This is a genomic window from Sphingobacterium sp. HJSM2_6, assembly GCF_049316305.1.
Taxonomy (GTDB): Bacteria; Bacteroidota; Bacteroidia; order Sphingobacteriales; family Sphingobacteriaceae; genus Sphingobacterium.
On record NZ_JBMOXB010000010.1, the window covers coordinates 113,703 to 126,496 of the forward strand.

Annotated in this window: 14 protein-coding genes; 10 read left to right on the forward strand and 4 right to left on the reverse strand. The window is 36.4% G+C overall.

Going from position 1 to position 12,794, the window contains the following annotated elements; all coding sequences use genetic code 11:
- Positions 1-82: 82 nt before the first annotated feature.
- The 9 genes from ACFRAE_RS10600 to ACFRAE_RS10640 all read left to right on the forward strand — a co-directional run bounded on the left by ACFRAE_RS10600 (position 83) and on the right by ACFRAE_RS10640 (position 8,890).
- Positions 83-772, forward strand: a complete 690-nt coding sequence (locus ACFRAE_RS10600; protein WP_422797130.1) for an OmpA family protein — start codon at positions 83-85, stop codon at positions 770-772.
- A 190-nt stretch (positions 773-962) separates the two neighbouring features.
- Positions 963-2,396 (forward strand): tRNA (N6-isopentenyl adenosine(37)-C2)-methylthiotransferase MiaB, encoded by a 1,434-nt coding sequence (miaB, locus tag ACFRAE_RS10605; protein WP_422797131.1) that lies wholly within the window; start codon positions 963-965, stop codon positions 2,394-2,396.
- Between the two features lie 22 nt (positions 2,397-2,418).
- Positions 2,419-3,690: a sigma 54-interacting transcriptional regulator gene (locus tag ACFRAE_RS10610; RefSeq protein WP_422797132.1), complete on the forward strand. Its 1,272-nt coding sequence runs from the start codon at positions 2,419-2,421 to the stop codon at positions 3,688-3,690.
- 9 nt (positions 3,691-3,699) lie between these two features.
- The gene (locus tag ACFRAE_RS10615) at positions 3,700-4,224 is read left to right on the forward strand and encodes an LptE family protein (RefSeq protein WP_422797133.1); all 525 of its coding nucleotides are present in this window, start codon (positions 3,700-3,702) and stop codon (positions 4,222-4,224) included.
- Positions 4,225-4,242: 18 nt separating this feature from the next.
- On the forward strand, positions 4,243-5,319 hold the full coding sequence (locus ACFRAE_RS10620; RefSeq protein ID WP_422797134.1) for a hypothetical protein: 1,077 nt from the start codon (positions 4,243-4,245) through the stop codon (positions 5,317-5,319).
- Positions 5,320-5,332: 13 nt separating this feature from the next.
- Entirely contained in the window at positions 5,333-5,698 is a 366-nt protein-coding gene (gene secG / locus ACFRAE_RS10625) for a preprotein translocase subunit SecG (protein WP_422797135.1), read from the forward strand.
- 280 nt (positions 5,699-5,978) lie between these two features.
- Complete coding sequence (locus ACFRAE_RS10630) at positions 5,979-6,254, forward strand: co-chaperone GroES (protein WP_153512622.1); 276 nt, start codon at positions 5,979-5,981, stop codon at positions 6,252-6,254.
- 85 nt (positions 6,255-6,339) lie between these two features.
- Complete coding sequence (gene groL, locus ACFRAE_RS10635; protein WP_422797136.1) at positions 6,340-7,977, forward strand: chaperonin GroEL; 1,638 nt, start codon at positions 6,340-6,342, stop codon at positions 7,975-7,977.
- 139 nt (positions 7,978-8,116) lie between these two features.
- On the forward strand, positions 8,117-8,890 hold the full coding sequence (locus tag ACFRAE_RS10640; RefSeq protein WP_422797137.1) for a zinc-dependent peptidase: 774 nt from the start codon (positions 8,117-8,119) through the stop codon (positions 8,888-8,890).
- 3 nt (positions 8,891-8,893) lie between these two features.
- Here the strand turns inward: ACFRAE_RS10640 and ACFRAE_RS10645 are convergent, their stop codons facing one another.
- Positions 8,894-9,379: a hypothetical protein gene (locus tag ACFRAE_RS10645; protein ID WP_422797138.1), complete on the reverse strand. Its 486-nt coding sequence runs from the start codon at positions 9,377-9,379 to the stop codon at positions 8,894-8,896.
- Between the two features lie 171 nt (positions 9,380-9,550).
- On the opposite strand from ACFRAE_RS10645, the gene ACFRAE_RS10650 reads away from it, so the two are divergent.
- On the forward strand, positions 9,551-10,534 hold the full coding sequence (locus ACFRAE_RS10650; RefSeq protein WP_422797139.1) for an aldo/keto reductase: 984 nt from the start codon (positions 9,551-9,553) through the stop codon (positions 10,532-10,534).
- A gap of 33 nt (positions 10,535-10,567) precedes the next feature.
- Here the strand turns inward: ACFRAE_RS10650 and ACFRAE_RS10655 are convergent, their stop codons facing one another.
- The 3 genes from ACFRAE_RS10655 to ACFRAE_RS10665 all read right to left on the reverse strand — a co-directional run bounded on the left by ACFRAE_RS10655 (position 10,568) and on the right by ACFRAE_RS10665 (position 12,785).
- Positions 10,568-10,954, reverse strand: a complete 387-nt coding sequence (locus tag ACFRAE_RS10655) for a hypothetical protein (RefSeq protein WP_422797140.1) — start codon at positions 10,952-10,954, stop codon at positions 10,568-10,570.
- Between the two features lie 32 nt (positions 10,955-10,986).
- Positions 10,987-11,304 carry a bleomycin resistance protein gene (locus ACFRAE_RS10660; protein WP_422797141.1) on the reverse strand — a complete coding sequence of 106 codons (318 nt, stop codon included), beginning with the start codon at positions 11,302-11,304 and terminating at the stop codon, positions 10,987-10,989.
- Between the two features lie 143 nt (positions 11,305-11,447).
- Positions 11,448-12,785 carry a TlpA family protein disulfide reductase gene (locus ACFRAE_RS10665; protein ID WP_422797142.1) on the reverse strand — a complete coding sequence of 446 codons (1,338 nt, stop codon included), beginning with the start codon at positions 12,783-12,785 and terminating at the stop codon, positions 11,448-11,450.
- Positions 12,786-12,794 lie beyond the last annotated feature (9 nt).

The following is a 12,794-nucleotide window of genomic DNA, read 5'->3' on the forward strand; positions in this document are numbered from 1 at the left end:
TAATTTGGCACTGGCTTTGCAAATGTATTGCTTATTAAATTTATATAGATAACAAGAGTATAATAAAGATAAATTTTTGATTATGAAAATGAATAAGAGATTAGCAATTTATGGATTAACTGTAGCGACTTCTGCTATGATGTTTTCCAGTTGTTCAACCATTCAAAACACGAATAGTACAACAAAAGGTGCTGTCATAGGAACCGCCACAGGTGGTGCTATTGGCGCTCTAATAGGTAATAAAGCTGGAAATACAGCAGTTGGTGCTATTGCTGGTGCTGTCATTGGTGGTGCTGCAGGTACATTAATAGGTAAAAAGATGGACAAGCAAGCTAAGGAAATTGAAAATACCGTAGCTGGTGCAGAGGTAGAGCAAGTGGGTGAAGGTATCTTAGTAAAATTTGATTCTGGAATCTTATTTGATTTCAATAGTTCAGCATTGAAATCTTCGGCAAAAGACAATATCGCGAAATTGGTTGAAACATTGAATAAAGAGCCAGATACTGAAATTTTAGTATTAGGTCATACGGATAATGTAGGAACCTTATCGGCAAATCAAAAAGTTTCGGAGGCTCGCGCAGCTTCTGTTAAATCGTATGCAGTTTCTCAAGGTTTGAAAACAGGTCGTGTTAAAACAGAAGGTAAGAATTATTCAGAGCCTATCTCTTCCAATGATACAGATGCAGGAAGAGCTGAAAATCGTCGTGTTGAGATTGTGATTGTTGCAAGTAAAAAAATGCAAGAAGAAGCAAAACAACAAGCGGTTAAATAAGCTTAACGATATCAAGAGTAAAGGGGCGCAAATTGCGCCCCTTTTTGTTTTTTAAATGGAAATAGCCGTTTAATAATACGGCAACTAGGTAAAACCTAAAAAAATGATTTGTTAAATTTTGGTCAACTGCTGACAAAGTGTCATTTCTTTAGCAATTTATTCTTAACTTTGTGGTCTTTGAAAATTGACTATGTTAGAGTTATCACATACTACAAAAACACACGATGAATCACGTCAAGGAGAAGCCTTGGACCTGGTAACTACGGGGCTTTCGAAAGGTCGGAAGTTATATATTGAAAGTTACGGCTGTCAGATGAATTTTTCTGATAGTGAAATTGTTGCTTCAATATTGATGGATAAAGGTTATGAGACCACGAAAGATTATAAGGAGGCAGATGTAGTTTTTATTAATACCTGTTCTATACGTGAAAATGCGGAGCAGCGGGTAAGAAATAGATTGAAAGAATTTGAATCTGCAAAGGCTAAAAACCCAGGAATGGTTGTGGGAGTGTTAGGTTGTATGGCAGAGCGCTTGAAAGCCAAGTTTTTGGAGGAAGAGAAGCTTGTCGATGTTGTTGTTGGGCCGGATGCATACCGCGATTTACCAAATTTGATCGATCAGGTGGATGATGGGGCTAAAGCAGTGAATGTACTTTTATCTAGGGAAGAAACCTATGCAGATATCAGTCCAGTTCGTTTGAATTCGAACGGTATTTCTGCGTTTATTTCGATTATGAGGGGCTGCGATAATATGTGTTCTTTTTGTGTAGTACCGTTTACACGAGGTAGAGAACGTAGTCGTGATGTAGAATCCATCGTAAAAGAAGCCCAAGATTTATTCAATATTGGGTATAAGGAAGTGACCTTATTGGGTCAGAATGTAGACTCGTATAAATATACACCAAATGTAGGGGAAGGCGAAGAAGCTAAGCCTCAAGTTAATTTTGCGCAATTGTTAGCGTTGGTGGCGGATGTAAGTCCTGAACTTCGGGTACGCTTTTCGACTTCACATCCTAAAGATATCACCGATGAAGTGTTGCACACGATGGCTAAATACGAAAACATTTGTAATTATATTCATTTACCTGTTCAATCTGGAAATTCTAGAATTTTGGATTTAATGAATAGAACATATGATCGTGCATGGTATATGGAGCGTGTAGACGCTATCCGTCGGATTATTCCAGCATGTGGTATTTCTACAGACGTAATTACAGGTTTCTGTACAGAAACTGAAGAAGAGCATTTGGAAACATTGTCCATGATGGAATACGTAAAGTATGATTTTGCTTATATGTTTGCTTATTCGGAACGTCCAGGTACATTGGCGGCAAAAAGATATGCAGATGATATTCCAGAAGAAATTAAAAAGCGACGTTTAACGGAGGTTGTCAATTTGCAAAGGGAGCATAGTTTGAGTCGTCTTCAGAAATTTGTTGGGAATCGCCACAAAGTATTAATAGAGGGGTTCTCAAAGCGTTCTGACCAAGATTTTTGCGGTCGTAATGATCAAAATACCATGGTTGTTTTTCCAGTTGACGCCCGTTATCAAGTGGGTGACTATGTGGAAGTTTTAGGGTTAAGCTGTACCTCAGCAACATTAATTGGAAAAATTGTAGATTAATACCAAAAACGGTTCTATACGAATGGATCATCAAGATATTAAGAATAGATTTGGAATAATTGGTAATTCACCATTATTAAATCGTGCTATTGACATTGCGAGACAAGTCGCTCCAACGGATATATCTGTACTCATTCAAGGCGAAAGTGGTTCGGGAAAAGAAGTGTTCTCCCATATTATCCATCAATTAAGTACACGGAAGCATGGGCCGTTTATAGCGGTCAATTGTGGTGCTATACCAGAAGGTACGATTGATTCCGAATTGTTTGGTCATGAAAAAGGGTCGTTTACAGGAGCGCACGAAGCCAGAAAAGGATATTTTGAAGTCGTTGATGGGGGAACAATTTTTTTAGATGAGGTAGGTGAATTGCCGATAGGTACACAAGCGAGATTACTGCGGGTACTTGAAACAGGTGAATATATTCGTGTAGGATCTTCTAAAGTGCAGAAAACGAACGTTCGTGTTGTTGCTGCTACGAATGTAGATGTATTTGAAGCGGTTAAAAAAGGAAAATTTCGCGAGGATTTATATTATCGTTTAAATACAGTTCCACTTCGAATTCCTGCTTTACGTGAACGTAAAGAAGATATCAACTTGTTGTTTAGAAAATTTGTTGTGGATTTTGCCGATAAATACCGGACTCCAGGAATTCAGTTGACAGAGGATGCGCAGGAAGTGTTGAAAAATTATTCTTGGCCTGGAAATGTGAGGCAACTTAAAAATATTGCTGAACAAATTGCCGTTCTAGAGAAAGAACGTGTAGTAAATGGAGGCGTGCTAGGACATTATCTTCCAACGGAAGCGCACAGTAGTCTTCCCATGGCTATAAAAGATCAGAATAAAGAAAACTTCTCCGAAAGAGACTTGTTGTATAAAGTTCTTTTTGACATGAAGAAGGATATGGTGGATTTGAAAAAATTGGTGGTAGAATTAATTCAGAAAGGTTTTAATCCTGGAACGATGGAACAAAATTCGCCTTATATTAATCAGCTGTATCAAGAGGTTCGTCCGAATCCAGCGGCATTAGTAGCCGATGAATATCCCGTGAATCAGTCCTCAACGATAACTATTCATAATCCGAATCAAAATAATTCGACAAGCAATGATTATTTATCATACGATACACAAGATGTGGAGGAAGTTGAAGAGTCTTTGTCCTTAATGGATAAAGAGTCAGATTTGATTAAGAAAGCTTTGAAAAAACATAAGGGCAAAAGAAAGGCAGCTGCTCATGAATTAGGTATTTCAGAGCGTACTTTATATCGGAAAATTAAAGATTTAAACCTCGATTAATTGAAATATATGTTGAAGCGTATGACCAAGATGAAGTTCCTTCTGTTAACCGTGTTTATGTTGTTCATTATTCAAGGCTGTGGAGTAAGGTATAGCCTAGGCGGAAGTAAAATTCCAGATAATATGAAAACGTATTCGGTGTCATTTTTTGAAAATATAGCTCCTTTGGTTTCCAATACATTGAGTCAGAGTTTTACGGAAGGATTGAAAGAGCGAATACGTACACAATCTAGGTTAAGTCAAGTGAATCAGGATGGAGATGCGCATTTTGAAGGGGTTATTACAGCTTATACCATTGCGCCAGCAGCAGTAGAGGCAGGAACAGATATGGCAGCCTTAAATAGACTCTCTATCACCGTAAAAGTTAAGTATATCAACAAAATGGATGACACTGGGCAGAGTGATTTCGAGCAGTCTTTCACTCAGTTTAAGGAGTTTCGTGGAGAGGTTAGTAACCAAGAAAGTACGCTTAATACAGAGATAATTAAGATGCTTACCGAAGATATCTTTAATAAAGCATTTAATAATTGGTAAATTAGCGCTTTAACCAAGATGGATAATCAACAACTATTTAAAAAAGTACTAGAAAACCCATTGGAAGTAGGTGAGGCTGAATTTCAGAACTTGCTTGCTAAATATCCGTTTGCGCAACCTATTTTGTTTGCTTATGAGCGTAAAAAACAATTAGAGGGCCAGGAAGTGGATAGGCAAAAGACATTGTTATATGCCTATAATTCCTTTTGGTTAAGGGACTATCTTCAGAAACCAATACTTGAAATTCCAGAAATTGAAGTGCATTCTGATGAATATATAGCCTTTGTGGAATTGGAAGAGACGCTGGACGTTTCGGTGGATGAGCTTGTTGAATTGCAGGATTTTACAAGGCCTATTGCTGAAGAAGAAATCCCTCATGAAGAAGTTGAATATAAGGATGAAGTGGATGTCATATCTTCGGAAGCCGATGCCGTGAAGGATACTAGTCGGGATAATGAAAGGGAAGAACCTGTCTTTGAACCTGCGATAGCCTATCATATCGAACGGGAATATCCTGAAGAAGAAGCGCAAGAATTAGAAGCTAATGTAAAAACTCAAGACGAGGAAGAACTTAGTTTATACAATGATGATTTAATGCCTTACAGTTTTCGATGGTGGTTATATAAAACGAGGTTGGAGCATGCAGAGACTTATCAACCATTTATTCAATCCGTCTTACCTAAACCCCAAAAGGGACAGTTTGACCACCGAAAATTGGATGATACTATTTTAGATCAACAAATTCGAGAGAATATTTTTCACCTTCAAAATCCGGAGGATAAGCTTAGTGATGCCCATAAAAAGGAAACGGTAGAATATCAATCGAATCAGCCTATAGATGAGGTTATCGAAAAATTTATTCGCGAAGAGCCTCAGATTCAGCCTCCAAAAGCCGAGACTTTAAATAATGAGAACAAAGCTAGGAAAAGTGCGGAGGATCAATTGCAGATAGTAACAGAAACATTAGCAAATATTTACATCTCGCAAGGACTGTATGAAAAAGCAATCGCTGTATTTGTAAAATTAATTGCAGATAATCCAGAAAAAAAATCGTATTTTGCGACCCGAATTAAAGAATTAGAACAAAAGTTATAAAAGAAATATAGAAATGGACATTTTATTTATTATCCTAATTATTCTTGCTAGTTTATTATTGGCGTTTTTCGTATTAATACAAAATCCAAAAGGAGGTGGTTTGTCTTCAGGATTTTCTGGAGGTGCTAACTTGATTGGAGTTCAACGCGCTGGTGATATTTTAGAAAAAGGAACTTGGATTTTAATCATTTCCTTAATGGTGTTTTGTGTGGCGATCAATATTATTGGTACTACTTCTTCTAATACTGGAGGTTTAAGTGATCAAATTGAGGCTCCAATACAAACTCCAAACTTAAATTTGAATAATAATTTAGCACCAGAAACTGCAGCGCCTGCAACATCTGCACCAGCGACAGCAGCTCCTGATAGCACGAAATAGATTTAATTTAACAATAAGATATAGAAGAACCCTGCTTGGAAAAGCAGGGTTTTTTATTTCCAGTCCCTTGGGATATTGAAATACGCTAAACGCAGAGCAAATCAGCCTGTTCAACCTGCGGAATATTTGGTGACAGCTTGACACCATGAAAGCTGGAATATGTCAGTTAAAAGGCTGAGAAATGAAAAAATGACAAAAAAAAAGTGAATATTTGGATTGGCATAGTTCGTGATGCCTAATTGGAAAATACATATAAAAAAAATTAAATAGATATACAATTATGGCTTTAAGTATTAAACCTATTGGAGACAGAGTAGTAGTTGAACCTGCTCCTGCAGAAGAAAAGACAGCTTCAGGAATTTATATCCCAGACACTGCAAAAGAAAAACCATCTCAAGGTACTATAGTAGCAGTTGGAACTGGTAAACCAGAAGAACCCCTTACTGTACAAGTTGGTGATAAAGTGTTATATGGAAAATATGCTGGTACAGAAATTACTTATGAAGGTAAAGAATATTTAATCATGCGTGAGGCTGATATCTACGCTGTACTGTAACCCATTAAAAAATAATATAATTTTCATTGGTCGTATAACCCATTTTATTGGTGTTTATACATCATAAAATCAATTCAATTAAACCATGGCAAAACTAGTAAAATATAATGTTGAAGCACGTGACGCGCTGAAAAAAGGCGTTGACATTTTAGCTAATGCAGTAAAAGTAACATTAGGACCAAAAGGACGTAATGTAATTATTGAGAAAAAATTTGGTTCCCCATCAATTACCAAAGATGGTGTAACGGTAGCTAAAGAGATCGAATTAAAAGATGCTTTAGAAAATATGGGTGCTCAAATGGTGAAAGAAGTTGCTTCTAAAACTGCTGACCAAGCAGGTGATGGTACAACTACTGCAACCGTATTAGCACAAGCAATCGTAGCTCCAGGTATTAAATCGGTAGCTGCAGGTGCAAATCCAATGGATTTGAAACGTGGTATTGACAAAGCTGTTTCTGCAGTTGTTGCGAACTTGAAAACACAGTCTCAAGTCGTAGGAGCTGACAATAACAAAATTAAACAAGTTGCTTCTATTTCAGCAAACAATGACGAGATTATCGGTTCATTAATTGCAGAAGCAATGGAAAAAGTTGGTAATGACGGTGTAATTACGGTAGAAGAAGCAAAAGGTACTGAAACTGAAGTAAAAACAGTAGAAGGTATGCAATTTGATCGTGGCTATTTATCCCCGTATTTTGTTACGAATTCAGATAAGATGGAAGCAGAATTGGATAATCCATATATCTTAATTTACGACAAGAAAATCAGCAACATGAAAGAATTGTTGCCAATTTTAGAAAAACAAGTACAGACAGGTAAGCCTTTATTGATTATTGCGGAAGATTTAGATGGAGAAGCATTGGCTACTTTGGTCGTGAATAAAATCCGTGGTTCACTGAAAGTGGCAGCGGTAAAAGCTCCAGGTTTCGGAGATCGTCGTAAAGCTATGCTAGAAGATATCGCGATCTTAACAGGTGGTACCGTAATTTCAGAAGAAAGAGGTTTCAAACTGGAAAATGCTGAACTTGATTATTTAGGTCAAGCAGAAAAAGTGGTTGTTGATAAAGATAACACCACGATTATCAATGGATCTGGAATTGGTGAAGATATTAAAGGACGTGTTGGTCAAATTCGTGCTCAAATTGAAACAACGACTTCAGATTACGATCGTGAGAAACTACAAGAGCGTTTAGCTAAATTATCTGGTGGTGTTGCAGTTCTTTACGTAGGTGCAACTACCGAAGTAGAAATGAAAGAGAAGAAAGACCGTGTTGACGATGCATTACATGCTACTCGCGCAGCTGTAGAAGAAGGTATTGTTGCTGGTGGTGGTGTTGCGTTCATTCGTGCAGTAGAATCCTTAGTGGAGCTGAAAGGCGATAATGAGGACGAACAAATCGGTATTGATATCATCAAACGTGCTATTGAAGAGCCTTTGCGTCAAATTTGTGCAAATGCAGGAATTGAAGGAGCTGTAATCGTTCAAAAAGTTAAAGAAGGAACTGCAGATTTCGGATACAATGCTCGTACGGATAAATATGAGAATTTAATTGCAGCTGGAGTAATTGATCCAACTAAAGTTTCACGTGTAGCATTAGAGAATGCAGCTTCTGTTGCTTCCATGTTATTGACTACAGAATGTGTTTTAGCGGATGAAGTTGAAGATCATCCTGCTGGAGCTGGTGCTCCTCCTATGGGTGGCGGCATGGGCGGAATGATGTAATAACATTGTTTCTCAACGTTTTTAAAGGGCTGTTTCTTTTGAAACAGCCCTTTGTTTTTTCGAAGCTGAGCAGTTTTAAAAATTGAGCTTAGGCTTTCCTTTGGAAGAAATTGATTATCTTGAACTAAAGAAAAAATGAATGACTTTATATATTGTATTTGCGATAGCGATTGTGTTAGTCATCATCGTGATTAAACTTCCTGGTAATAAAAAAATAATACCAGAGCAAACCATACCGGAAATTGATATAAAAAAGATATTGACAGCGCAGGTTTTATTTTTTAATAAACTAAATCAAGCTGATCAGGAAATTTTTATAGCACGTGTACTCTATTTTCTAGCAACGACGAAAATAAGTCCTGAGAAGGGCGCAATCATCACAGATGAACACCGTGTATTAGTAGCCGCCAGTGCTACGATTCCTTTGTTTCATTTTGATCAATGGTCGTATGAAAATTTAGATGAAGTGATCATATATCCGGATTATTTTAATGAAAAATTTGATGTGTCGGAAAAGAAACGAAGTATATTGGGTATGGTTGGAGATGGCGCGATGCATAGAAAAATGATTTTGTCTCTGCCTGCATTGCTCGAAGGATATTCTCGGTATGCTACTTCAAATACAGCAATTCATGAATTTGTACATCTCATTGACAAGGCTGATGGGGCTATTGATGGTGTTCCGGAGTATCTCATACCGAAAGAATTGGTGCAACCCTGGTTACAGGAGATGCACGAAACAATTCAAGAAATCCACAAGAATAAATCAGATATACGTGATTATGCCGCAACAAATGAAGCGGAATTTTTAGCTGTCGTTTCTGAATACTTTTTTCAAAAACCCAAGATGCTTCAAGAGGATCATCCGGAATTATTTAGCCTCTTAAATGAAATATATGGTAAACATCTCTAGTTGTTAAGAAGAATTTTTATTTTCATGATATTCTATGTTGTGGTATTGATATTTTTTATTTAAGATAAGGATGGTATTCGGCCTATAGGTATGGGATAGCTCTTTACCCTCAATTAATTCTAATTTTATGATAACTTTATCCTTCTGATAGTTTATGTTTATCTTTAAATCTTTTTCTTCTTTGTTTGTTTCCGGTTGAATGATAGCGAGGACAAAATGTTTATCAAAATCTATTTCTGTTGGTTTTCCACCTTCTCCCATGCTTGCAGCTGCAGCAAATAGGGATTCAAAATGTGTTTGATCCTTAATTTTATGAATTCCATTGTATTCATCTGAAACGGTATTCTTAACATAGTAGTTTTTGACAACATCATATTCTATAGTGGAAATTATGGAATTACTCGTTTCTCCATCGGAATAAGAAAACCGAATACATGAACTTAGGATGAATAAACAGGACATGTAGTAAATTAATTTAAAGTTTTTCATTTGGGTTGGTATTTAAGTTCATGGTATTGTTAATTAAATATCAACTATTATTTTCACATTTTGTGTGTATTTTATAAATTCTTAAATTTATAAGTAAACTTTTCAATAAATGTATGCAAAGCATATTGTTTCTTTTATTTAAGCGTTATTCATTTATAATAATCATCCATTATGCAATATAGAAATTTGTCAACTAGTGATTTAAAATTATCTGCGATTACCTTTGGGGCTTGGGCTGCAGGCGGTTGGATGTGGGGTTCTACCGACAGAAAAGAAGCCGTTGAAGCCATCCGTGCTTCTTTTGATCTTGGAGTAAGTTCCATCGATACGGCACCTATCTATGGACAAGGTACCAGCGAAGAAATTGTTGCCGAAGCAATAAAGGATCTTCCAAGGGATCAGGTTCAAATTCTTAGCAAATTCGGTATGCGCTGGGATTTGGCCAAAGGAGATTTTGCCTTCCATAGCAAAAATAATCAAGGAGAAGATATAGAGATTTATAAATATGCGGGTAAGGAAAGTGTTATACAAGAATGTGAAGATAGTTTAAGGCGTTTGGGAACCGACTACATTGATTTATACCAAATTCATTGGCCAGACTCAACAACTGCGGTAGCAGAAACTTTTGAGGCGGTGTCTCAGCTGGTGAAACAGGGCAAAGTACGTTATGTTGGTGTGTGTAATTATTCAGCTAAATTAATGGAGGAAGCTGAACGTACTTTACCATTGGTTTCAAACCAAATTCCTTTCAGTATGGTCAATCGTGGAATTGAAGATGAGGTAGTCCCTTATTGTATTCGAAAGCAAAAGAGTGTCTTAGCCTACAGCCCCTTGGAAAGGGGTCTTTTAACGGGTAAAATTCACCCAGGATATACGTTTAAGGAAGGAGATCATCGGGCTAATTTACCTCATTTCCAAGCAGATTTTATTGAAAAGACTAATATTCTCTTGGAGCGTTTGAAACCCCTTGCTGATGATAAGCATGCAAGCTTAAGTCAATTGGTTTTGCGATGGACTATTGAGCGTCCTGGAATAAGCATTGCGTTGGCTGGAGCAAGAAATGCTGAACAATCTATACAAAATGCGAAAGCCATGGATATTCAATTGTCTATTCAAGAATTGGAATTCATGAATTCAGTGGTTGATGCATTTTAAACGTTATTTATCTGGATGACAGGTGTTATGATGCTAGCTGAGATCTATTAATTTCTTGATTTTGAATGCTTCAGTAAATTCAAAAATAGATTGACCTTGAAGTTCTACGACATAACCAGCCTTTAAATCGTCAGAAAAGTCTATGGCTAAGACTGCATGATAAGTAATATCAATGATGCTGTTTTGTTCAAAATGAGCCATTTTTAATATCGTTTGAGTCCTTTGGCTGAAGTAATTTTTAGCTTCTATGGCCTGTTCTTTAAAAGCTTCTAGCCCCTGAAGTGAATCAGTTCGTATTTTATTCCGTACGTTTTCAAAAAGGATAGCTTCGTCAAAATCCTTAACCATTCGATCTACATCGAATAGGTTATATGCGTTTATATAATTTAATATGATTTGTTCTCTTTGCGAATCGTTCATGCTGACAATTGTTTCTTAAGATAAGTATTTAATTATTCCCCAAAAGTGAGGAGATTAAGGTCTGGATCTAGGATGGAAAACTCGGTAATCCCCCATGGTTTTCTAGATAAATTACCATTGGGGTGGATGCTTACCTGTTTTGCCATAAAATCCTCATAGATGGATTTTATATCCTGGCACCTGATATATATTTGACCGTAATTTTGGGCGGGATCTAAATTTTTGAATTCAAAAAAATGAATTTCAATTTGATTTTTATGTAAAATAAGGTAATTGGGATAGTCAGGAGATAGTTGAATAAACCCTAATTTTTGGCTATAAAAATCTCGGGTAACTTTTACATCGCTCATGGGTAATTTGGGGCATACGGAAAGTAGCATAACCTAATGTTTTATTGAAGGTAATCAATTTAAAGTTAATAAATCGTATTCGTATAACCCAAAAAAGGCTATATACCTTTCGGTATACAGCCAATTAATCAAAACATGCAAAATTAGTTAGTTAACCAAGTGTCAATAAGTTCTATCAACTTGGGGTCAGAAGGTCTTGGACAATCAGGAGTAATGAGGTTTCCTTTTTTATCGATTAATAGATATCGGGGTATAGTATTTATTTTGTAAGCTTGAGATAAAGGATTCGTGGGGCCTGCATGAAGTTGAGTCCCTTTTAATGCTTTTTCTTTAATATAAGCTTCCCATTTCTCTTTATCCTGATCGGTAGATACGCCCACGAATGCTATTTCTTTTCCCTTATAAGTATCATTCAATTTTTCCCAGAAAGGTTCTTCAGCACGACAAGGTCCGCACCAAGTCGCCCACATATCAATAAGGACTAATTTTCCTTTAAAATCTGTCAATTTAATTGGTTTAGCATCGATATCGGAAAACGTAAAATTTACCGCTGGTACTCCCGCTTTAGTCTCTGCAAGTTTAATTTCCATAGCTTCCACTCGTTGTTTTTGTTCTGGGAGTGTGAGATATTTTCCGTAATCGTTTGTTAATTTATTGAAATCAACAATATTCGTTGATCTTTCTATAAAATTTAAAATATACTGTCCTTTTAAGACATCAAGTGGAATGCTTTCTATTAAAGTTTCTTTAGTAATATTTTTTTTACCACTAGCTTTTTTTAAGACTAAATTACTTATGAAGCGGTCTCCATATGGGAGTTTTAGTAGGTCTTCTTTAAAATAATTTTCTGTATTGAAATTTTCATAATAAGAGCTGTACTCATCCTTGCTTGGGTGAGCAGGATGAGGCATATACATAAAATTTATAGCGCAATAGGCAAAGTCATTATCTACGATAGTTGGAAACCAAGCGTCAAAAATTTTATTTCCTGTTTTTGGGTTCTTTTTAAAGGAAGCTAAGGTGCTTTGAAAACTTTCAATTAGAGGGAAGAAATCTACATAAGTGGTGCTTCCAGCTAGCGTCATGGATTTATTTGCTATTTCATTTAAGGCTTGGTCCCATTTAAATAGGGTTTTAATGGCATTGCTATTGGTTTTGATTAATTCATAATTGTCAGCATTCAATTTTATTTCTAAATCCTCATTTCCTTTAAAATAGAATTTGTAGGTTGTCGTAGTATAATGAGCTGGTCCATAGCCAATACAATAGAAGCCTTCATATTCAGGAGTAAAGCGGAAGGCAAATCTTCCATTTTGATCAGTATTTGCTGTTGCTACTTCAATAAGTCGTCCATTTAATGTTTTGTATAATGATAGTTTCTTAACCTGTTTTAGGGTAGTGGTTCCTGTGATATTGCTAGGCTGTGCTAGGGAAGCTAAGCTTATGCACAGCAATGTAATTAGCGACACTAATTTTTTCATATAATTTTT